This is a genomic window from Bradyrhizobium sp. ERR14 (genome assembly GCF_014198235.1).
GTDB lineage: Bacteria > Pseudomonadota > Alphaproteobacteria > Rhizobiales > Xanthobacteraceae > Bradyrhizobium.
Window position 1 is genome coordinate 355976 of the sequence record NZ_JACIHD010000007.1, and the last position, 21321, is coordinate 377296.

At 65.7% G+C, this 21321-nt stretch carries 21 protein-coding genes; 9 read left to right on the forward strand and 12 right to left on the reverse strand.

What is annotated here, in order from left to right; translation table 11 throughout:
• Positions 1 to 5: 5 nt before the first annotated feature.
• The 5 genes from GGD62_RS22070 to GGD62_RS22090 all read right to left on the reverse strand — a co-directional run bounded on the left by GGD62_RS22070 (position 6) and on the right by GGD62_RS22090 (position 5947).
• The gene (locus tag GGD62_RS22070) at positions 6 to 1064 is read right to left on the reverse strand and encodes an ABC transporter substrate-binding protein (protein WP_183235091.1); all 1059 of its coding nucleotides are present in this window, start codon (positions 1062 to 1064) and stop codon (positions 6 to 8) included.
• 42 nt (positions 1065 to 1106) lie between these two features.
• The gene (locus GGD62_RS22075; RefSeq protein ID WP_183710177.1) at positions 1107 to 2216 is read right to left on the reverse strand and encodes an ABC transporter ATP-binding protein; all 1110 of its coding nucleotides are present in this window, start codon (positions 2214 to 2216) and stop codon (positions 1107 to 1109) included.
• A 136-nt stretch (positions 2217 to 2352) separates the two neighbouring features.
• Positions 2353 to 3918 (reverse strand): DUF4403 family protein, encoded by a 1566-nt coding sequence (locus GGD62_RS22080; RefSeq protein ID WP_179736240.1) that lies wholly within the window; start codon positions 3916 to 3918, stop codon positions 2353 to 2355.
• Between the two features lie 141 nt (positions 3919 to 4059).
• Positions 4060 to 4698 (reverse strand): PQQ-binding-like beta-propeller repeat protein, encoded by a 639-nt coding sequence (locus tag GGD62_RS22085; RefSeq protein WP_018318637.1) that lies wholly within the window; start codon positions 4696 to 4698, stop codon positions 4060 to 4062.
• Between the two features lie 28 nt (positions 4699 to 4726).
• Entirely contained in the window at positions 4727 to 5947 is a 1221-nt protein-coding gene (locus tag GGD62_RS22090; protein WP_183235094.1) for a helix-turn-helix domain-containing protein, read from the reverse strand.
• A gap of 153 nt (positions 5948 to 6100) precedes the next feature.
• Between GGD62_RS22090 and GGD62_RS22095 the strand changes: the two genes are divergently transcribed.
• Together GGD62_RS22095 and GGD62_RS22100 are read left to right on the forward strand one after the other, a co-directional pair.
• Positions 6101 to 6892 (forward strand): DUF899 domain-containing protein, encoded by a 792-nt coding sequence (locus tag GGD62_RS22095; RefSeq protein ID WP_409333958.1) that lies wholly within the window; start codon positions 6101 to 6103, stop codon positions 6890 to 6892.
• Positions 6885 to 7151 (forward strand): hypothetical protein, encoded by a 267-nt coding sequence (locus tag GGD62_RS22100; protein WP_183710179.1) that lies wholly within the window; start codon positions 6885 to 6887, stop codon positions 7149 to 7151. The genes GGD62_RS22095 and GGD62_RS22100 overlap by 8 nt, the downstream gene beginning before the upstream one ends.
• Here the strand turns inward: GGD62_RS22100 and GGD62_RS22105 are convergent.
• Together GGD62_RS22105 and GGD62_RS22110 are read right to left on the reverse strand one after the other, a co-directional pair.
• The gene (locus GGD62_RS22105) at positions 7148 to 7564 is read right to left on the reverse strand and encodes a cytochrome c family protein (protein WP_246800195.1); all 417 of its coding nucleotides are present in this window, start codon (positions 7562 to 7564) and stop codon (positions 7148 to 7150) included. The genes GGD62_RS22100 and GGD62_RS22105 overlap by 4 nt on opposite strands.
• A 114-nt stretch (positions 7565 to 7678) precedes the next feature.
• Positions 7679 to 8395 carry a L,D-transpeptidase gene (locus GGD62_RS22110; RefSeq protein ID WP_018318642.1) on the reverse strand — a complete coding sequence of 239 codons (717 nt, stop codon included), beginning with the start codon at positions 8393 to 8395 and terminating at the stop codon, positions 7679 to 7681.
• Positions 8396 to 8670: 275 nt separating this feature from the next.
• Here GGD62_RS22110 and GGD62_RS22115 point away from each other — a divergent pair, with 275 nt between their 5' ends.
• The 3 genes from GGD62_RS22115 (at position 8671) to GGD62_RS22125 (ending at position 11230) form a co-directional block, all read left to right on the forward strand.
• Complete coding sequence (locus GGD62_RS22115; protein ID WP_179736225.1) at positions 8671 to 9723, forward strand: glycosyltransferase family 1 protein; 1053 nt, start codon at positions 8671 to 8673, stop codon at positions 9721 to 9723.
• 32 nt (positions 9724 to 9755) lie between these two features.
• The gene (locus GGD62_RS22120; RefSeq protein WP_095426049.1) at positions 9756 to 10445 is read left to right on the forward strand and encodes a methyltransferase domain-containing protein; all 690 of its coding nucleotides are present in this window, start codon (positions 9756 to 9758) and stop codon (positions 10443 to 10445) included.
• A gap of 125 nt (positions 10446 to 10570) precedes the next feature.
• Entirely contained in the window at positions 10571 to 11230 is a 660-nt protein-coding gene (locus GGD62_RS22125; protein WP_018318645.1) for a hypothetical protein, read from the forward strand.
• 350 nt (positions 11231 to 11580) lie between these two features.
• Here GGD62_RS22125 and GGD62_RS22130 read toward each other — a convergent pair whose 3' ends face one another.
• Positions 11581 to 13245, reverse strand: coding sequence for an aminotransferase class III-fold pyridoxal phosphate-dependent enzyme (locus GGD62_RS22130; protein WP_183710183.1), 1665 nt, complete (start codon positions 13243 to 13245; stop codon positions 11581 to 11583).
• Positions 13246 to 13280: 35 nt separating this feature from the next.
• On the opposite strand from GGD62_RS22130, the gene asd reads away from it, so the two are divergent.
• Both asd and GGD62_RS22140 read left to right on the forward strand, forming a co-directional pair.
• Positions 13281 to 14144 carry an archaetidylserine decarboxylase gene (gene asd, locus GGD62_RS22135; protein ID WP_183710185.1) on the forward strand — a complete coding sequence of 288 codons (864 nt, stop codon included), beginning with the start codon at positions 13281 to 13283 and terminating at the stop codon, positions 14142 to 14144.
• 69 nt (positions 14145 to 14213) lie between these two features.
• A complete protein-coding gene (locus tag GGD62_RS22140; protein ID WP_018318648.1) occupies positions 14214 to 14777 on the forward strand; it encodes an NUDIX hydrolase in 564 nt (187 codons plus the stop codon).
• A gap of 179 nt (positions 14778 to 14956) precedes the next feature.
• Here the strand turns inward: GGD62_RS22140 and GGD62_RS22145 are convergent, their stop codons facing one another.
• Entirely contained in the window at positions 14957 to 16399 is a 1443-nt protein-coding gene (locus GGD62_RS22145; RefSeq protein WP_183710251.1) for a FecR domain-containing protein, read from the reverse strand.
• Between the two features lie 334 nt (positions 16400 to 16733).
• Positions 16734 to 17510 carry a DUF2147 domain-containing protein gene (locus GGD62_RS22150; RefSeq protein WP_183710187.1) on the reverse strand — a complete coding sequence of 259 codons (777 nt, stop codon included), beginning with the start codon at positions 17508 to 17510 and terminating at the stop codon, positions 16734 to 16736.
• Between the two features lie 192 nt (positions 17511 to 17702).
• Here GGD62_RS22150 and GGD62_RS22155 point away from each other — a divergent pair, with 192 nt between their 5' ends.
• Positions 17703 to 18542: a DUF2147 domain-containing protein gene (locus tag GGD62_RS22155; RefSeq protein ID WP_183710189.1), complete on the forward strand. Its 840-nt coding sequence runs from the start codon at positions 17703 to 17705 to the stop codon at positions 18540 to 18542.
• A 422-nt stretch (positions 18543 to 18964) separates the two neighbouring features.
• Positions 18965 to 20170 carry an extensin family protein gene (locus GGD62_RS22160; protein ID WP_183710190.1) on the forward strand — a complete coding sequence of 402 codons (1206 nt, stop codon included), beginning with the start codon at positions 18965 to 18967 and terminating at the stop codon, positions 20168 to 20170.
• A gap of 43 nt (positions 20171 to 20213) precedes the next feature.
• Here GGD62_RS22160 and GGD62_RS22165 read toward each other — a convergent pair whose 3' ends face one another.
• Both GGD62_RS22165 and GGD62_RS22170 read right to left on the reverse strand, forming a co-directional pair.
• Positions 20214 to 20549 (reverse strand): DUF6665 family protein, encoded by a 336-nt coding sequence (locus tag GGD62_RS22165; RefSeq protein ID WP_018318654.1) that lies wholly within the window; start codon positions 20547 to 20549, stop codon positions 20214 to 20216.
• Positions 20550 to 20593: 44 nt separating this feature from the next.
• Entirely contained in the window at positions 20594 to 21229 is a 636-nt protein-coding gene (locus tag GGD62_RS22170; protein WP_183257579.1) for a TetR/AcrR family transcriptional regulator, read from the reverse strand.
• Between the last annotated feature and the right edge of the window lie 92 nt (positions 21230 to 21321).

Consider the following 21321-nt stretch of genomic DNA (forward strand, 5'->3'; position numbering starts at 1 on the left):
GCGCGCTATTTCGCGGCCCATTTGTTGAAGCGCTCGGTCAGGCGGTCGATGTTCTCGAGCCAGAAGCCGACGTTGATCTCGACCGCGTTCTTGATGTTGTCAGGCGCCGTCGGCAGGTCCTTCAGAACCGCGGGCTGCAGCTTGCCGGCGGCGTCCTTGTTCGAGGTGCCGTAGGCAATGTTCTCGGAAAGCTTGGACTGGTTCTCCGCCTTGCCGACGAAATCCAGGAATTTGTAGGCCGCGTCCTTGTTCGGGCTGCCCTTCAGGATCACCCAGCTGTCGAGGGTGAACAGCGCGCCGTCCCAGACCATGCCGAAGTTCTTCTTCTCGTTCTTGTTCGCGGTATCGATGCGGCCATTGTAGACCGAGGTCATCGCGACTTCGCCGGAGGCGAGCAGCTGCGGCGGCTGGGCGCCGGCCTTCCACCAGACGAGGTCGCTCTTGATGGTGTCGAGCTTCTTGAACGCGCGGTCGACGCCCTCGTCGGTCGCCAGCACCTTGTATACGTCCTTCGGCGCGACGCCGTCGGCCATCAGCGCGATCTCCAGCGTGGTCTTCGGGCCCTGACGCAGGGCGCGCTTGCCCGGAATCTTCTTGGTGTCGAAGAAGTCGGCCCAGCCGCTCGGAGCCTGCTTCAGCTTGTCCTTATCGTAACCGAGCACGAAATCGTAGAGGATGGCGCCGACGCCGCAAGCGTTGACCGACGGCGGGATGTAAGCGGCCTCGCCGCCGATCTTGGAATAGTCCATCTTCTCGAACAGACCTTCCTCGCAGCCGACCGCCAGTTCGTCGCTCTCGACCTGTACGACATCCCAGGTGGCGGCGCCGCCCTGCACCTTGGCGCGCAGCACGCCGACGCCGCCGTCCCAGGACTCGTCATTCATGGCAATTCCGGCCGCCTTCTTGAACGGCTCGAAATAGACCTTCTTCTGGGCATCCTGATACGCGCCGCCCCACGACACGACGGTGAGATCACGCGCCTGCCCGACCGTGGCCAGCGCGGCGCTGGCGGTGAAGGCCGCGGCGAAACCCAGAGCAATCTTGCCAATCTTCAGCATGGTCATTGTTCCTTCTTCATATGCGTTGCATTGAGTTCGATCGCTGGATCAGACGGGATCGAGGGCGAGGCAGTCCTCGGGGCGAAAGGTGACGAACACGTTTGCACCATGTGTCAGGCTGTCATGTGCGCCGGGCTGAAGCTTGACCATGAATTCGGCATTCCCCGAGACATCCAGCACGGCCAGCGCGTGGTCGCCGAGATAGATGGTGTTCTGCACCTTGGCCGGCAGCCGGTTCGGTCCGTCACTGGAGCTGCCGTCCGGAATAATAGTGATCCGCTCCGGCCGCACCGACAGCGAGGTCGATGCGCCCGCGCCTGATATGTTGATCGCCCGCGCGGTGACAGTGCCGCCGCCAGCCAGCGCGACGCGGCAATAATCCTTGTCGACCGTCTCGACGGTGCCGGCCAGGACATTGTTCTCGCCGATGAAATGGGCGACGAAGCTGTTCACCGGGTGCTCGTACAGCGCGTCGGGCTTGTCGATCTGCTGCACGATGCCGTCATTGAACACGGCGATGCGGTCCGACATGGTGAGCGCTTCACTCTGATCATGGGTGACGTAAACGACGGTGATGCCCATCGTCTCGTGCAGTTGCTTGATCTCAAGCTGCATCTGCTCCCGCAGGCGCTTGTCCAGCGCCCCTAGCGGCTCGTCCATCAGCACGAGTTGCGGATTGAAGACCAACGCGCGGGCCAATGCCACGCGCTGCTGCTGGCCGCCGGACAGCTGTCCGGGCCGCCGGTGCGCCAGGTTTTCCATCTTGATCATGCGTAACGCCGACCCGACGCGCTCCTCCACGTCCGCCTTGTTCGTCTTGCGAACGGAGAGCGGGAAGGCGATATTCTCCGCGATCGTCAGGTGTGGAAACAAGGCATAGTTCTGGAACACCATGCCGATGTCGCGTTTGTGCGGCGGCATGTTCTTGATGGGCCGGCCTGAGAGGTAGATCTCGCCATGGGTCGGAACCTCGAAGCCGGCCAGCATCATCAGCGTGGTCGTCTTGCCCGAGCCCGACGGGCCAAGCAACGTGATGAACTCGCCCTTCCTGATGTCGAGGTCGAGGTTCTTCACCACGAGATGCTCGCCATCATAGGTCTTCTGAATGCCGGAGAAGCGCACCAGTGCCGGCGCAGGCGTGACCATGCCGGCTTCCATCTTGTCCCTCGCGTTACCCAATACAGTGCTGTCAGCACCTCATTCGAGGTTGCGAGGAACAGCTTAGCACCCTCCGATCAGAATGCCAGCGGCGCAACCGATCAAGAGGCGCCCAGATACGGCGAGCGAAGGCGAGCTACATCCCCGACAGCTTCGTCACCGACACATTCAGCGTGCCGCCGGCTTCCGCGACCACGCGCAGCGTCTTGGAATCGAAGGCGATGTCGGCCAGCGTCAGGCTGTCGATCTTGGCGTCGACCTTGACACCATCCTCGCTTTTCTGGAAGTCGGCGATGACGCCAGCGATCTTCTCACGCGCGTTCGCCGCAATCGGCTTCAGGTCGAGCGTCGCCCTCTGCAGCAACGCCTGCTGCATCTGCGGCACCACCGCGCGCGCCGCGGCACCCAAGAGGCCAAAAGCGGCTTCCGACTCCACCGCGAGCTGGATGTCGGTGAGCCGCAGCGTCTGCTGGGCCTGATCGAGCACCGGCCGGCCCCAGATGTGCACGGTCGCCTCGGCGCCGAGACCGAGCCAGCTCTTCTTTTCCTTGGCGCGGACCAAAAGCGAGATCAGCAGGCGCTCGCCCGACGGGACCACGTTGACGCTCTTGACGGTGACGTCGACCGGGCCGGAGCCGTCCTCGGGATAGGTGTGGCCGACCATCTGCGCGGCGATCAGCTTGTTGATCTCGGTGAAGGGCACGTCGATGGGCACGCCGATGTTCACGCCGGTGCCGGTCGGCGGCACGATCGAGATCTTGTCGGGGAACGGGCAGTCCGGCTTGGTCTGCGTCGACGTCACGCGCGTCTCCGCTTCCAGGCCCATTAGCAAGGTCACGGCCTGCGCGTCCACGCGCGGCTGCGCGGCAATGGCGCGGATCGGCTTCATCTCCAGCCAGAGCGGCGGAAGCGCGGTCGAGCCCGAGCCCTGCAGCGGGATCGAGCGGCAGGCCTTGGCCCATTGCAGCTTCGCATTCTCGCGCAGCGAGGGATCGTTGCGGATGCGTTCGGAGACGATGTTGATCTGCTCGCCGACATTCTTGTCGATCAGCGGCTTGACCTGCGCCGGCACGTTGACCTTGGCGCCGGCGACGTTGAGATTGGTATCGCCGAGATTGACCTGGGCGCCGAGATTGGGCTCGAGATGCCAGTTGGCCGCAAGCTTCGGGCGCGAGGTGACGACCACGTTGCCCTTGATCTCCGCGCTGGCGTTCAAATTCTTGATGTTGACTGCGCCGATCCGTTTCGCTGCGTCACCACCAAGCACGCTGCCGAGCGCGTCGCCGAGCGCGCCTGTGGCCTTCGAGGACAGCGAGCCCGTCACGTTCAGCTTGCCGCTCAGCGGTGTCGAGATCGTCAGCACGTCCTTGTCGCCGGCAGTCGCCATCGGCCCGCGCACGGCGGTCCAGCCGATATCGGCGTTCTCCAGGATCTGCGAGATCGGGTTGTCGGCCTTCCCTGCGAAATTGCGCGGGGCGGCCTTCTCGGCCTGGTCGCGGATCGCCGACAGCGCGATGGCGACCGGCGCCACCACGATCGAGCTCTTCGCGACCGGCGGCAACGGCGGCAGTTGCGCCACCGGCGGCGCGGAGTTCGTCGCGCGCGGCGACAGCCAGTCCATCGCCTTCAAGCTGATGAAGAACGACGCCGCGAGCACTACGACGGCGATCGTGATGGTCTTCAAGTTTAACGTCAGTCGCATCAATCCCCCAGGCCGCCCCGGGGCAGAAGTCTACAGGGCAGGCGAGGAGGGCGCTAGAGCGCACCGATGGGGTGGAATTGGGGCGAACGGGTTAACGGCAGCGACCGCATCGCTGCCGTGCATTCAGGTCATCGTCGGGGGCTAGCCGCGCCGGGGACGGCGGACCGCTCTCACATTGCCGTTAGGGCCACCGCCGCAGAAGAAGCGGTCGCCGCCGTCGGACTCCAACCCTGACACCATCGTTCCGGCAGGCAGGTCGAGCTGCTCGAGCACCTTGCCTGTGGCGGGATCGATCCGCCTGATATCGCTATCCTCGCCCTCCCAGGTGCCGTGCCAGAGCTCGCCGTCGACCCAGGTCACCCCGGTGACGAAGCGCTTGCTTTCGATGGTGCGAAGGACCTTGCCCGTGTCCGGATCGACCTGATGGATCTTGCGCTCGCGATATTGTCCGACCCACAGCGAGCCCTCGGCCCAGGCCAGGCCGGAATCGCCACCGCCGCCGGGCGCCGGAATGCTGGTGAGCACCTTGCCCGAGGCCGCATCGATCTTCTGGATGCGATCCTCGGCGATCTGGAACAGGTGCCTTCCGTCGAACGCCGTTCCCGCATGCGCGGCGACATCGAGGGAGCGCGCGACCTTGCCGCTATCAGGATCGACTGCATTCAGCTTGTCGCCGGATGCGAACCAGACATGGCTGCCATCATAGGTGACGCCGTGCACGGCCTCGACGCCCTCAAACGGCCCGTACTCCCTGACGATCTCGGCGGCTGAACGCTTCATGTCTCGCTCCCTGTGATGTGCTCCTACCTTACGTCTTCAGCAGCGGCGTGGGGAGTAACAAGCCTGTCGGGAAACCCGGGACGGGCGGCGTCATCCAGCGCCGCGCCCGCCCATGTCCGAACGACTGCACCTTGTTCGATCGCGCAAGTTCGTCGAGCGCGCGCTGCACCGTGCGCGCACTGGTTCCCAGCGCCAGCGCGAGCGCCGAGCTCGACCACGGCTCGCCATCGGAGAGGAAGGCGAGGACAGCGGCGTGCTTCTCCTCGACGGGCCGCGCCAGCACCATGACCTGCCGCGTCTTGCGAGGCGTCAGTGCAAAACCCTGCTTCGTCGCAGTCACGTCGGCCACAGGCTTGAGCTTGGCGCGGAGGCGGCCGATCTCCACGCGCAAGCGCGCGCGATGCGATTCATCGACATGCCTGGCGCCGAACGCCCCGGTGATGAGCTTTTCTCGCGAGACGTCCACAGGCCACGCCTGCGCCAGGAGGCGGGCGAGCGCGAACAGCACCGGGCGAGTCCCGAGCGATAGGATCGTGCCTCGCCTGCGCACCGAATGATGGAACGTGTCCACGACCAGCGCGTCCGAGGTCGCGAGCTCCTCGACCTGCTCCAGCAGCAACGGACGTTCGTTGCCATCCGTGATCAGGCGTGCTGCGGGCGTATCGAGCACGCGGTTCGTGCTCTCGACCTCGGCTGTCAGCCCAGGGATGCCCGCCAGGCTCGCTGCGTGGGCCGCCCGGGCAAGCGCCGCGCGCGCGTCTTTGGTTCTGAGCCGCCGTATTGCGATGCCGGCGACCACGAGCTCGCGGACGACCTGCGGGGCAGGCGGAAGCGGAGAGGTACCGAGCTCGGCGAGGATACGCTCGGCGTCGTCGAGCCGTCCGACGAGAAGAAGACGGCGTGCCTCGATGTGGCCCGCATGCGTGGCATTGGCGACATCGCCGTGCTTTTCGAGCGTCGTCCGTGCCGCCGCGAGTGTCTTCGCCGGCCAGCTCAGGTCGCGTGAGACCAGCGCAATCTCGGCTTCGGCCACCACGCATCTGGCGCGCGCCACCGCCTCGCGCGGACCGAACGCGCGCGCCGCGCTTCGCAGCAGCGTCTTCGCCTTCGCGAGATCGCCGAGCTGCGCCATCGCGATGCCGCGCAGCGCCAGCGACGGCGCATCGTTGCGCAGCGCGACGCGGTTCAGCGCGCCGAGCGGATCGCCGGCCTCGAGCGCCCGCGCGGCGGCCGTGATCAGCGACTCCATGTCAATCCCGCCACACTTGTTACTCCCACCGCGCAACCGCGAGGTGCCAGAATTCGTTGACGGCCGACAAGGTGCGGTGAAGGGCGAGCGGTTCCGCGAGAGGTGGATTGATCGCCCAGGCAAGACGTCAAGCAAGAGATTCGGAGAGTCATGATGACATTAGCCCAAAACGAACGGAACAACGGACAGGCAGGCATGCAAACACCGCCGGTGGTGTCGCCGCAGGACTGGGAGGCCGCCCGTCAGCAACTGCTCGTGAAGGAAAAGGCCCATACCCGTGCCCGCGACGCCCTGGCCGCCGAGCGCCGGCGCATGCCGTGGATGGAAGTGAGCAAAACCTATGCGTTCGAGGGGCCCGGCGGCAAGGTCAGCCTGCTCGACCTGTTCCAGGGCCGGCGGCAGCTGATCGTCTACCGTGCCTTCTTCGAGCCCGGCGTGTTCGGCTGGCCCGATCACGCCTGCCGCGGCTGCTCCATGGTGGCGGACCAGGTCGCCCACGTCGCGCACCTCAACGCCCGCGATACCACGCTGGTGTTCGCCTCGCGCGCGCCGCAGGCCGACATTGCGCGGCTGAAGCAGCGGATGGGCTGGACCATGCCGTGGGTCACCGTCACCGACAGCTTTGACGCCGATTTCGGCGTCGACGAATGGCATGGCACGAACGTGTTCTACCGCGACGGCAACCGCATCTTCCGCACCTATTTCGTCAAGAGCCGCGGCGACGAGCAGATGGGCGGCACCTGGAATTATCTCGACATCACGCCGCTCGGCCGCCAGGAGGTCTGGGAGGATTCGCCGAAGGGCTATCCGCAGACGCCGACCTACAAATGGTGGAACTGGCACGACAGCTACACCGAAGGCGCGGCGCCCGACAAAAAATGGGTCGAGATCTCCGACGCCGGCGAGAAGGCCTTTCGCGACGAGGCCGCGGAAGGACGTGACTAGTCCGCTCAACGCAACGGCCGGCGCCGGTCGCGATGGCGTGGTGGCTGCGCGCCATCTCGCCAAGTGGCTGGCCTTGGCGGCGACGCCAGCCTTCGCGATCATGGCCGTGCTGACGGCCATGATCGGGGGTGGGCCAGACATGCTGTGCGGCGCCGGGCAGGGATCTGTGCTCGGCGGCATGGTGCCGATGTATCTCTTGATGAGCGCGTTTCACTCGGCGGCGTGGCTGAGGCTAATCGCGGAGTGGCGGATTCGCTAGGGCGTCCCGCCTGCCTGCAAATAAGCAACGATCTTCCCCGCTTCCTCCGCCGAGATGCCGCCATAGGGCTGCATCTTGTTGCCGGAAACGACCTCGTCCGGCTTGACCATGAAGCGCGCGAGCTTGTCCTGGTCCCAGACGAAACCGGCATCCTTCATCGCAGAGGAATAATTATAGTCCGGGAGCGCGCCGGCCTTGCGTCCCAGAATCTTGTTGAGGTTGGGGCCGAGACGGTTGTCGCCTTCCTTCACGGAATGGCAGGTGCGGCAGGAATTGTTGAAGGCTTGGTGGGCTGCCTCGTTGCCCGCAGGCTGCTGCGCGAGCGAGGGGGTCGAGAGAAGCAGTGTCACTGCTCCGGCGGCCGCAATCGTGCGCAGCGATGAACTTGGTGACGTCTGCAGGCGTGATTGCATTTGCGCCTCCATCGGGGACCCGCGCCGCAGCAAGCGCGCGCCGGAATGTCGAGGGCAAACGAAAGCGGCCCCGGGGATGTTCCGGGGCCGTTTGCGTCACAATGTCCTGTCGGTTCAGCGCGTCGCGGTTCCGAGCTCCGCTCTCCGTTCCGTCATCGGCAGCACAATCACCTTGGTGCCGACGTTGACGCGGGAATAGAGGTCGGAAACGTCATCATTGGTCAGGCGAATGCAGCCGGAGGAGACGCGCTTGCCGATGGTGTCGGGGGCGTTGGTGCCGTGGATGCGATAGATGGTGCCGCCGAGATACATGGCGCGGGCGCCAAGCGGGTTGCCGGGGCCACCGGCCATGTGGCGCGGCAGATAGGGCTGGCGGGCGATCATTTCCGGCGGCGGAGTCCAGGCCGGCCACTCTGCCTTTCTGGTGACGGACTGCGTGCCCGACCAGGTGAAGCCGTCGCGGCCGACGCCGATGCCGTAGCGCAGCGCCTGGCCGTTGCCGAGCACGTAATAGAGATAGGTGTTGGGCGTATCGATGATGATGGTGCCCGGCGCCTCACGCGTCGCGTAGGACACGGTCTGGCGACGGAAGCGTGCCGGCATCTCCACGGCGTCCTGATCTTCGGACGGCTCGGTCTGATAGGTCGGTGCCTGGTAGGGCTGATAGGGCTGGATCGGCTGCGGCGCGGCGAACGGCGGCAGCGGCTGGAAGAAGGGGAAGAGCTGCACCGGCGCGGCCTTGGCTGCGCCTGCGAATGCGATCGCGGAGACCGCGACTGCGCCAAAAGCAACGGCGCGCGAAAACGTCTTGAACGTGTCCAGATTGAACATGTGATCGCCCCTGTTTGCTCGGTGGTCTCGGCCACCGCGGCACCGTTGCGGTGCTCCGTTGCGCAAGATCACTAACGGCAAAACGTTTCGGGACATTTGCGCGGAAAACCGAAAACGGTTTCACGGCGGCAAGGATTGTTTCATGACAGTTTCGTGGCCGCAGGCGCCCGTTAACGAACAAAACGGTGGGCCGACACTTCTGTGACGTCACACGCCTGAAATATCCTTCGTTGATGGTCGGAAACCGAGAATCATCAAACTCTCGGGATTTCCCCATGCGGGTATTAATCGCGACTGACGCCTGGCATCCCCAGGTTAACGGTGTGGTCCGCACCCTGACCTCGCTGGCGAACGCCGCCAAGGCCCTCGATGTCGAGATCGACTTCCTGACGCCGGACGGCTTTCCGTCCTGGCCACTGCCGACCTATCCGGGCCTGCGCATCGCGCTGCCGAGCGGAAAGGAGATCGCGCGGCGGATCGAGAAGGCAGCACCGGACGCGCTCCACATCGCGACCGAAGGTCCGATCGGCTGGGCCGCGCGGGCCTATTGCCGTCGCAACCGGCTTGCCTTCACCACGTCCTACACGACGCGCTTTCCCGAATATGTTGCGGTGCGGACCGGCATTCCCGCCGCCGTCGGTTATGCCGTGCTGCGCCACTTCCATGATGCCGCCGCGATGACGATGGTGGCGACGCCCTCGCTGCGCCAGGAGCTCTCCGAACGCGGCTTCAAGCGGCTCGGCTTCTGGACCCGCGGCGTCAACACCGAGCTGTTTCATCCCGATCATCCGGCTCGGCTCGATCTGCCGGGGCCGATCTTCATGACCATGGGCCGGGTCGCGGTGGAGAAGAATCTCGAAGCGTTTCTTTCGCTCGATCTGCCCGGCACCAAGGTCGTCGTCGGCGACGGCCCGCAGAAGGCGGCGCTCGAGAAGAAATATCCGGACGTGGTGTTCCTCGGCGAGAAGAAGGGCGCGGATCTCACCGCGCATCTCGCCGCCGCCGACGTGTTCGTATTCCCGAGCCTGACCGATACGTTTGGCGTGGTGCAGCTGGAGGCGCTGGCCTGCGGCACGCCGGTTGCGGCGTTTCCGGTGACGGGCCCCAAGGACGTCATCGCCGATCACCCGATCGGCGCGATCGACCACGATCTGCGTACCGCGTGCCTGCGCGCGCTCACCATGTCGCGCGAGACCTGCCGCAACTTCGCGCTGGAGCGTTCCTGGGAAAACAGCGCGCGCCAGTTCGTCGGCAATCTCACCTCACTTCAGCCCAGCCGCGTCCTGCGCGCCTCGCCTCGCATGGCGCGGCGGCCGGTGCGCGGTTGATCTTTCATTTGACCACAGCGAGAACCTCATCGATGGCTAAGATCATGAACCTTGACGGAACCCAGCAGCTCGACCTCACGCGTGGCACGGTCGAGCAGGCCTATGACCGCTGGGCGCCCGTCTACGATCTCGTGTTCGGCGGTGTGTTCGCCAAGGGCCGGCAGGCTGCGATCGCGGCCACCAACAAGATCGGCGGCCGCGTGCTCGAGGTTGGCGTCGGCACCGGCATCTCGCTGCCGCTCTATGCTCCGAACCTGCGCATCTTCGGCACCGACATCTCGGAAGCAATGCTGGACAAGGCGCGCCAGCGCGTCACCGAGGGCAAGCTGAAGAACGTCGAGGGGCTCGCGGTGATGGATGCGGAGAAGCTCGAATTCCCCGACAATTCCTTCGACGTCGTGATGGCGCAATATGTCGTCACCGCCGTGCCGAACCCGGAGAAGGCGCTCGACGAATTCGCCCGCGTGCTGCGTCCCGGCGGCGAGCTGATCATCCTCACCCGCGTCAGCGCGGACGCCGGCATGCGCCGTTTCATCGAGCAGAAGCTGCAGCCGGTGGTGCGTCCGCTCGGCTTCCGCACCGCCGAGTTCGCCTGGTCGCGCTATGCCAAATGGCTGGCCGGCGCCCACGGCATCGAGCTCGCCGAGCGCCGCCTGATTCCGCCGCTCGGCCATTTCTCGCTGGTGCGCTTCCGCAAGGTCGACGTCGCCAAAGCGGCGTGAGCTGAAGCTCACGCGTTAAGTGCGTCATCGCGCCGCTGCACATCGTCACATGACAAAATGATGATGTCACACGGCCTACATCGAATCCCTGTAATCCCGTACCCGAAAGCATTTTGGGGGAGAGCATGATCAAGAATTATCTCGAGCAGCTGCGGATCCAGCGCTGGGACGACCATCGCTACTATCACCACAGCCGCATCAACCAGAGCCTGCACTTCGTCAGCGCGCTGAGCTTTCTCTTCGCCTATGTCTGGCTGTTCATCGATCCCGTCGTCTCCGCGCTGGTCGGCTGGCTGGTCTCGATGACCTCGCGCCAGGCCGGTCACTTCTTCTTCGAACCGCACGGCTACGACCACATCAACCAGGCCACCCACGAGCACAAGGAAGAGATCAAGGTCGGCTACAACCTGCAGCGCAAGGTGGTGCTGATGGCGATCTGGGCGGCTTCGCCGCTGGTGCTGTTCGCCGATCCGACGCTGTTCGGTCTGTTCACACCCTGGGCGAGCGCGACCGACTTCATGCGGCAGGTTGCCAAGATCTGGCTCGTGGTCGGCGGCGGCGGTCTCTTGTTCCGCACCGTGCACCTGTTCTTCATCCGTGACGTCGAAACCGGCCTCGTCTGGATGACCAAGATCCTGACCGATCCCTTCCACGATCTGATGCTCTATCGCAGCGCGCCGCTCGCCCTGATGCGCGGCGAGCTGATGGACCCCGGCCTGCACCTCAATCCCGAGCACACGCTGGGCCTCATCGGCGAGCCCACGCTCGAAGAGCAGCACGCCTGAGCGCGCTGCGTACACGACACACTCCGATGTCTAATGGTTGCGTCATGCCCGGGCTTGTCCCGGGCATCCACGTCTTGGGGGCTTCTTCTTCGCCTCTCCCCGCTTGCGGTCGGACAATCGCATATGGTGCACACAGTGCAGCGGCAAAGGCAGCGGGCTCCCTCTCCCGCTTGCGGGGGAGGGCTGGGGTGGGGGTGTCTCCGCGTCGGGATTGTTGGGGATTACCGAGGATGCCCCAGTGCGGTGAGAACCCTCACCCGCCGCGCGCGGGACGATGCTTTCGCATCGCCCGGGGCGCGTCGGCCTCTCCCGCAAGCGGGAGAGGCGGAGCAAGCCCGCGCAGTGTGGCCTCAGCGCCCGAAGCGCTTGGCCAGCATCTCCTTCAGGATCTGCCGCTTGATCTGCTTGTTGGTGAGCACGCCGTCGTGCCACCAGAAGCCGTCCGCCTTCATCTTCCCGGCGGCGCGGACGAAGCGTTCGGCAACCTCGGTGAAGTCGGCGTCGGTGTAGTTCAGGCTGAAGATCAGCCGTCCGGTGCCGACCCAGCTCAAGGACAGGCCTTCGGCGCGCAGGTAATATTGCAGCATCCAGTTGAATCGGGACGGCGTGGTGTATTTCACCGTCCAGATCGACGAGAAGTTGGCGAACCGCACCGGCAGGCCGGCGTCGGTCATCATCTGGTTGAGCTTCTGCGCGCGGCTATTCCAGGTCGCGTCCAGCCCGTCATAGATGGCGCGGAAGTTCGGGCTGGCGAGCCGGCTCAGGAACTCGTCCATGGCCGTCATGACGTAGGGATGCGAGTTGAAGGTGCCGCGGGCAAAGCAGATGTCGGCGGGCCGGTCGTCGCGGAAGCGGCGCATCAGCTCGCGCTTGCCGCAGACCACGCCGACCGGCAGGCCGCCGGCGAGGCTCTTGCCGTAGGTCACCATGTCGGCGCGCACGCCGAAATATTCCTGGGCGCCGCCAGCGGCGAGGCGGAAGCCGACGAAGACCTCGTCGAAGATCAGCACGATGCCGCGCTCGGTGCAGACTTCACGCAGCCTCGCGAGCCACTCGGTGTAGGCCGCGCGATCGAAATTGCCGCCGCGAGAGGAATCCACCAGCGAGGAATCGCCGGGCGCGTTGGCGTTGGGATGCAGGCCCTGCAGCGGATTGACCAGCACGCACGCGATGTCCTTTCGGGTGCGCAGGACGTGCAGCGTCTTCTCGGACATTTCGGCGAGGGTGTAGGTCTCGTGCGCGGGAATCGGGTTGCCGACGCCGGGCTGCACGTCGCCCCACCAGCCGTGATAGGCGCCGGCGAAACGAACCAGATGCGTGCGCTTGGTGTGATAGCGCGCGAGCCGTACCGCCTGCATCACGGCTTCGGTGCCGGACATGTGGAACGAGACTTCGTCGAGGCCGGAGATCTGGCACAGACGCTGCACGTTATCGAGGATGACGGGATGATAGGGGCCGAGCACGGGACCGAGCGCATGCGCGCGCTTCTCGGCGCCCTCGATGCACTCCTTGTAGAAGTCGTTGCCGAAGATATTGACGCCGTAGGATCCCGTGAGGTCGTAGGACGTGTTGCCGTCGACATCCGTGACGGTGACGCCGCTGGACGATTCCATGAAGGTCGAGGTGCCCAGGTGCTCGCGGACGAGGCGCGAGAACTGGAATGGCACGCGGTAGGTCTCGGTGAAGTGCAGGTCGGAGATCTTTTCCGCCGCTTCCTTCGTCATCGCGCGTCCCTTGGGATAGCGCTCGGCGTAGAGTTTGGCGAGACGGAAGAAGGCGTCCTTGCGCTGCGTCACGACGTGATCAGGCGCGCCATCGCAGCCGAAATACTGATCCCCGCTGAACTCGTAGAACGGGAGCAGCTTTGCCACCCGGCGCGACATCTTGGAGTGCCCTGCGAGCGAGCGGTGCTTGGCGCGGGACAGTTCGACCCGCGCCTTGATCTTCGGGAAGACGGCGGCAGCAGACGCTGCGGCGGCCACGGACATCGAGAGAATCGGGAGTGTCGTTTCCATGACAACAAGCGCTAATACTGTGAGCTGACAGATTCATGACAGTCAAAGCCCTCATCGCCTCTTTCACCCAGCAGGAAGACCTCAACTTCCTGTTGACCAACCGCATTCCGCGCGCGGCCCTGACCCGCTTCATGGGCTGGTTCTCCAAGATCGAGAATCCGCTCGTGCGAGACTTCTCGATTGCGCTGTGGAAGCTGTTCTCCGATCTCGATCTGTCCGAGGCACGCAAGACGCATTTTAGGAGTCTACACGACTGCTTCACCCGGGAGCTCAAGCCGGGCCTGCGGCCGTTCAATCAGGACCCGGCGGTCGTTGCCAGCCCGTCCGACGGCATCGTCGGTGCCCACGGGAAGATCGCCGACACCGAGCTGTTTCAGGTCAAGGGCGCGCCCTATTCGCTGCTCGACCTGCTCGGCGATTCCGCGCTGGTCGACCAGCACCGCAACGGCTCCTTCGTCACGCTGCGGCTGACCTCGAGCATGTATCACCGCTTCCACGCGCCCTATGACGCGCATATCGAGCGGGTCACGCTGATCCATGGCGATGTCTGGAACGTCAACCCGATCGCCTTGAAGCGGGTCGAGCGTCTCTTCTGCAAGAACGAGCGCGCGGTGATCCGGACGCATCTTTCGACCGGCGAGGCGGTGACGCTGGTGCCGGTCGCCGCGATCCTGGTCGCGAGCATCCGCCTGCACTTCCTCGACATGGTGCTGAACGCGCAGACCCGCGGGCCGATCAATTTCCCCTGCGACGTCAACGTGGCCAAGGGCGAGGAGCTCGGCTGGTTCGAGCACGGCTCGACCATCATCATCCTCGCGCCCGGCGATTTTACCTTTTGCGAGGGCATCGCCGAGGGCACGCGCATTCGTGCAGGAGAGGCGCTGTTGAGGAGAGGATAGCCTTCAATCCGCCGCGTCCGCCGCCTATATCGTCCTTCGGGGATGCATAGATCGACACGGATGTGAGTGATGGCGCGAGCGCCGGTGATGGCGGCGGGTGGTATTGTGCTGCGGCGGGGAGCGGTGCCGCTGGTTGCAGTCGTGCGTCAGCGCAAGCGCAATGAATGGGTCTTGCCCAAGGGCAAGCTCGACGACGGCGAAACGCCGAAGGAAGCGGCGCACCGCGAGGTGCTCGAGGAGACCGGCCACGACGTCGCGATCCACGAATTTTTGGGCACGCTCGTCTACCAGTCCGGCGGCCGCTCAAAAGTCGTGCATTTCTGGCGCATGGAAGCCGACGGCGGTCCGGTTCGCAAGCTGATGAACGACATCAAGGCGGTCGACTGGCTGCCGCTGGACGACGCGCTTGCGCGCCTGTCGCGGGAATATGAGCGCGCCTTCCTGACCCAGATCGGCCCGATCGCGCTTGCGGCCGCGGGGTTGGCGTCCGCGCCGGTGGCCGAGCCGGTACCGTCGAGCGACGACATCGATGCCGCCTTGCAGACATTGACACCCGCCGAAGCCGCATCTGTCGAGGAGCTGCGGCATGGTCTGCTGCAGAAGGTGAAGGCCTGGCTGCGCGGCGAGGCGTGAGTTCAAGCGCGCTGCTTTCGCGAGTTAATGCGGTTGGGCGAGCGCCAACTCCCTCCACATCGTGATTGCGAGCGCAGCGAAGCAATCCAGGATCCTTCCGCGGAAAGATCCTGGATTGCTTCGTCGCAAGGGCTTCTCGCAATGACGAAGGAGAAAGCGGCGCGGCGAGGGCGGCACTATCACCGCCGCTCCTTCTCCTTCGGCACCGGTCTGCGCGGTGCGGCGGGGCGTTGCGCGGCAGGGAGGCGCTGCTGGAAGCCGCCGGGGCGCTGCATGCCCGGCTGTTGAACTGCGGGCGGATGGCCCGGCTGCATGCCGGTGCGCGGCAGTTGCGGCTGCGGATGAGTCCCGGCCGGCTGTGACGGCATGACTCCTCCGGGCTGAATTTGCCCACCACGCTGCGGCTGTGTTTGCGGCGTGCCGTTTGGCTTTGCGCCCTGTCCTTCGCGCGGTGCACGTGGACGTCCGGCGCCTTGCTGCCCGCCGCGCTGCGGCTGGCCTTGCTGCTGGCCTCGCGGCTGCTGCCCCTGGCCCGCACGCTGGCCACCCGGCTGCACCGCCCCACCTTGTCCCTGCCGTTGCGGCGGCTGGGTGCCTTGCCGGCTTGGTGTGCCCGGCTGCTGCTGACCCGGACGGTTGTTCTGGCCGGGCTGGCCGTTCGGTCGCTGCGGCTGCTGTCCCGGCGCGGTCGTCGGCCGCAATTGTTGTTGCTGCGGCGGCTGGACCGGCCGCGGAATGCGGCTGAGCGCGGTCGGATTGGCGCGGCGGAAGTCGCGTTGCTCGGTAACGATCTGGCGGCCCATGGTTTGCGCCAGGTGCACCTGGCCGACGAAGCCGCGGTCGCGCGCGATCTGCTGCGCGGGAATCGTGATCGGCACCGCGGCGAAGCGCATCGCGCCGGCAATGCCCGCGCCGGGGCGGATCGCAAAGCCGCTCGCGGCTTGCGTCAGTGCGCCGAGCCGCGCGCCGCTGCTGCGGTCGTCGACGTCGATGTGGCCGACGCGGCCGTCGGCGTCGGGATAGAGCTTGATGTTGACGTTGCGCGCGTTGCTCGCTGCCGCGCCCTCGGGCACGTCGACGACGCCGGTGGTGCCGCGGATGCCGAGCGTCGCGGTCGGCGTCGTGATCTTCATGTTGCCGGTCTTCGCCACCGCAGCCGCGACGAAGGCGACCGTGCCCCTGCCGATGTCGAAGATCGCGGAGTTCTGCTTGCCGCCGTCCTCATAGACGTAATTGTCGATGGTGATCTTCGAGCTGGCTGAAAGATTGAACGTGGTGGCGTCGTCGAAAGTGATGCCAACCGTGGAGTTCGACGAGGTCTGCACGACGTCGTTGAGATAGATGTCGTCGCGCACGCGCAGCGGATAGGAATTCTTGTCACGGATCACGGTCGCGATGCCTGTCACCGTCGCGACGTTGCCGATCGGCTCGACGGCGGCGGGTTGTGCGTCCGCGGCCGGGGTCGGTGAAGCCGACGGCGCCGGGGAGGGCGCTGGCGCCGGCTGCGCTTGTGGCTGGGCCTGGGCGACTTCGATCGCATCGGATGCGATCGCAACGCTCGCGCCGGCCAGCGGCAGGGCCAGCAGGGCGAGCGCGAACACGAAGCGGCGCCAAGCCAGCATTGATGTCACGAGGAAGTCCCGGTGAGAACGCGAGGCGAGATCGGTTGATATCAGCCGGGAGGACCTGAATGGCGGATGAACGTGTGTGGCAGGAGGAGGGCCGAACATTCAAACGGCGCTCTCTCTCCTTATGGTGGAGGAGCGCGCGCCCCTTTGCGCGCGTGGCGGACGACGCTGCGCGTCGCCGCGAGAACCATGCAGGCCCGCTGTCGATCCGGGCCTCGCCCTTCGAGACGCCTGCTATGCAGGCTCCTCAGGGTGAGGGGATAGAGTGAGGCTGTCGCGCGAGATCCCGGGTCGATGCTTCGCATCGCCCGGGATGACGAGGATAATGTCAGCTCACGCGCTTCCAGGTCTGGCGGCCGCAGAACATGCCGCCGAAGGCGCAGCCCTGCACGCGCATCGCATTCGGGCCCTTCATCGCGATGGTCGAGTCGTAATTGCGGCCGGAGTCGGGATCGTGGATGCGGCCGCTCCACTTCGAGCCCTCTGGCTTCATGTTGATCAGGATGCGCGCATTGGTCTTCACGGCATAGCCGCAGAGATTGGCGCCGCACTGCTCGACGCGGACATTGCCCTTGTTCTCTTCGGTCGCCCAAACGCCGATCGGCGTGTTGGCGGCTTGCACGGGCGCGGCGGCCGCCGGAGCCGGAGCAGGCACATAAGCAGGAGCCGGCGCAGCGGCGACCGGAGCAGGAGCCGCAACGGGCGCGGGCTGCGTCGTCGCATCGATGGACGGCGCGGCGGCGACGGTCGTCGCAGGGGCCGCGGGAGCAACAACGGGGGCGGCCGGCGCGATCGCTTGCACGGGCGCCTGTTGCACGGGCTGCGGCGCCGGGGCGGGCTGCGCGGTGGTGGCGGGAGCCGGCGTGGTGTCGACGTCATCGTCCTTGGAGCCGCCGAGGCCCTTCAGGTTGATGTTGTTCAGCTTGATCGGCTTGTCCGACAGGCCCGGCGCAACGATGGTCACGCAGTTGAGCGAGGCGCAGTTGCGCGGCGTCTCGATGCGGATGTGCTGGCCCTCGATCTGGAACGAGATCGTGTTGCCGCCGGCATGGGCGGCGGTCGACGCCAGAAAGAGCGCGGCGGCGGCGATGGTGAGCTTGTTCATGACAACCTCCGAAAATGGCGTGATCCCGATGGACTGAAGTCGCTGGTGGATGAAGCGTGGTTCGACCCTACGCCGGACCGGCCGGCCGTTCTGTGATGGGGGTCACAACGATGCGCGCCGTCTGGGTGAGGCAGCGCACATTCAGCGGCAACGCCTTTGCGTAAGCTCGTGGCGACACTCAAGGAGGTGTGGATGAAACGGCTTGCGACTTCGCTTGGCACCTTGATCGCACTGATGGCGATCACGCCCGCGGCCGTGGCCGGCTCCTATTCTTTCTCGATCGGCGGTCACCGCTTCCGCGTTGAGTCGCCGCGCAATTGCCGGTCTGCTTCTTGTGTTTCGGTGTCCAGCCGCAGCCTTCGACCGACAGAGGACGTCAACACGACGTCAGCCGCGCCGCCTGCGGTCGCGGCGCTGCAGCCGGCCTATCCCCCGGCGCCGGTCAAACCGGCGCAAGCGAGCGTCGTCGCGGCATCGCCAGCGCCGACCGGCCCTGTTGTCGCCGCCACGACGTCGCAGCCCGTTGTCGTGCCGCCGACCGGGGTCGAGACGCCGACACTCGCGGCGTCGAACCTCAATCCACCGCGGGTCGACCTGCCGCCGCGCCTGGAGCCGCCGCCCTTCCCGAGTCCCGAGATCAAGCACACCGCAACGGTCGCACAGCCCAGCGACGACGAGCCGGCCTATATGCCGCTCGGCGAATGGGAGAGCCCCGGCGCCAAGGGCACGGTCCGCATCGAGCGCTGTGGTCCTGCATTGTGCGGTTACGCGCTGACGGAGACGTCGAGCCGCGGCGAGAGCGTGCTCGTCAACATGAAGCCGAAGTCGCACGACGTCTGGACCGGCAACATCTACAGCCGCTCCAGCGGCAACACCTATTACGCGACCATGACGCTGAAGAGCTCCGGCAGGCTCCATGTCGAAGCCTGTGCGCTCGGCCGTTTCTGGTGCTCCGGCAATGACTGGACGCGGATCGAGGCGCCGCGAGAGCAACTGATCACGACATCGCGGCAATGGAGTGCGCGGTCGTAGCGTTTCTCTTACCCTCCCCTGGAGGGGGAGGGTCGATCGCGCAAAGGAGAGACTGTCACCCCACCCCGTCTCACATTCCGCTGCGCTTCATGTGAGCCGACCCTCCCCCTCCAGGGAGGGTAAGCGGCCGCGATGTGGTTGATCGATGCTAGATCATGCCGAGCACGATGGCGCCAACGAACGCCATGGCGAGGTACGCGGTGACTACGCTCAGTCTCCCGGCGAACGTCATGAGGTCGCTCCCTCCATGCGCGCCGCTTTGCGCGCGGGCATTATGGTTAACAGAGAGTCTCCTCGCGAAAAAGTCAGGCTTGCTGTCGCTCGGTCCTGCCGGCTCCGGGCGCGCACCGGCCCGTATGGTTAAAGAACTCTGAAATCAACGTGTTGAAGAGTCTTTAAGTAAATTCACCGAACGTGCGTGCATGACGCGCGGAGTTCGTTTGTATCTCGTCGGCTCCATCGTCCTTGTTTCGCTAGCGGGTTGCGGACGCGGCTTCTTCCAGGCCGAACGCGAACCGTGGCGGGCCGAGGCCGAAGCCGCATGCCTGAAATCGGGCGCGGTGAAAGAGGGGCCGGATCTCGTCCGCATCGACCCGATCTCCGGGCCCGGCATGTGCGGCGCCGAGTTTCCGCTCAAGGTCGCCGCCATCGGCGAAGCCTCGAGCAGTTACGGCTTTGCCGACGAGGAGCTGCGCCCGCCGGGCAGCATCGGCGGCCAGCCGCGCTGGCCGGTGACGCAGCCGCGGTCGAATTACCCCCAGAGCCAGAATTATCCGGCATCGTCCAATCCGCAACGATCGAACTATCCCGAAAGCGCGGTGCGCCAACCCTCCGGCTATGGCAGCTCGACCGGGCCGGTGTCACTGAACGCGCCCGGCGTGGCGGCGCAGGAGGACGAGATCGACCTGCCGCCCGATGGCACCGACGCCGCGGGCGCGGCACGCTACATGAATGCGCCGAGCTATCCGGCGCGGCCTGCACCTTACTCCCAGGCGCCTGCGCAGCAGCTGCCGCCGCGCCTTGGCCCGGCGCAGGGCAATCCCGTCACGGCCGTCGGTCCGGTCGCGATCAAGCCGACCGCGACGCTCGCCTGTCCGATCGTGTCCGAGCTCGACCGCTGGCTCGCCGACACCGTGCAGCCCTCCGCGATGCGCTGGTTCGGCGTCCGCGTCGCCGAGATCAAGCAGATCTCCGCCTATTCCTGCCGCGGCATGAACGGCAATCCGCATTCTCACATCTCCGAACACGCCTTCGGCAACGCGCTCGACATTTCCGCCTTCGTGCTCGCCGACGGCCGCCGCGTTACCGTGAAGGATGGCTGGCGCGGCATGCCGGAGGAGCAGGGATTTTTGCGCGACGTGCAGTCGGGTGCCTGCGCGCATTTCACCACGGTGCTCGCGCCGGGGTCGAACGTCTATCACTACGATCACATCCACGTCGATCTGATGCGCCGTGCCAGCCGCCGTCTGATCTGTCAGCCCGCCGCCGTCTCCGGTGAAGAGGTCGCCTCGCGTGCGCAGTCGCGCAGGCCGTACGCGAATGCGCGCGAGCCTTCCGTGACCGGCTCGCTCGGTGCGCGCAAGAGCACGGGGCACAAGCGCGAGGAAGACGACTACGCCGACGATTAGACGGAGCAGTTGCTCTTGTAGCTGCGCTCACGGAGGCTACGATCTACTTCGGCTTCGCCGGTGCGGGGACCAGCCCCATGCAGAGCTGCACCTCGCCCGGCACGTTGTAGGTTCGCATGATATGGCGGCTGTCGCGCAGACCGGACGCCTCACGCTGCACCACGAACATCCAGAGCGCCTGGCCGGCTTCCGCCACCAGCTTGCGCCTGGCCGGCTGCAGCGAGGCCGGCGCCTCCGAGGAGGGGTGCGCGGCGTCGAACTCGCGCAAGCGCGTCAGCGCCTGTTCGAGTGAGCGGCCCATTCGTCCAAGCGCGGAGGCCTGTTCCTGGACGATCTCGTAATGGAGGATATCGACGGGCGGGCGAAGATCACGGGACATGGCCGCAAATATAGGGCCGCCTGACTGGTCTGCGCAACGCGCCGCTACTTCGCCTTATACGCGGCCAGGAACATCCGCGTCGCGCTGTCGACCACCTCGGTCATGCGCTCTTCCGACGGCGCGGGCGCGGCCTGGAACACGAAGGGCAGGAACAGCGAGGCCTTGCACAGCTCCATGAACTGCGACGCTGCGAGGTCGCAATCGTCGATCCTGAGATCGCCGGAGGCGACATGGATCTTGAGATAATCGGAGAGGCGGTTGATGGTCTTGTCCAGCACTCGCGCATAATAGCGGCGGCCGACATCGGGCATGCGCTCGGCGATCGCCATCACGGTGCGGATCGCCGATCCGCCGCCGGGCCGGCAGAGCAAGTGGATGTAGGCCCGGCCGAACTCCTTCAGCGTGGTCTCGGCATCGCGCGCGGGATCGAAATTGAACACGACCTGGCCGAACTGGAGCGCCTCCTGCTCGAGGATGGCTTCGAACAGCGCGCTTTTGTCGGCGAAGTAGACGTAGAGCGTGCCCTTGGAGACCTGCGCGGCGCGCGCGATCTCGCCCATGCTGGCGCCGTCGAAGCCGAGATCCATGAACACTTTGCGGGCGCCATCCAGGATCTGGCGACGTTTGGAGCCGTCCTCCTCCTGGATGACGTGCAGATGATCGCGGCCGGCTACAACCATTGGTTCAGGGTCTCGGCAGGTTTTTGAGTCGGGTTTGCGGCCATGAAACCCGAATAAAGGATTCTCGTCAGTAGGGTCCGGCCGGGATTATT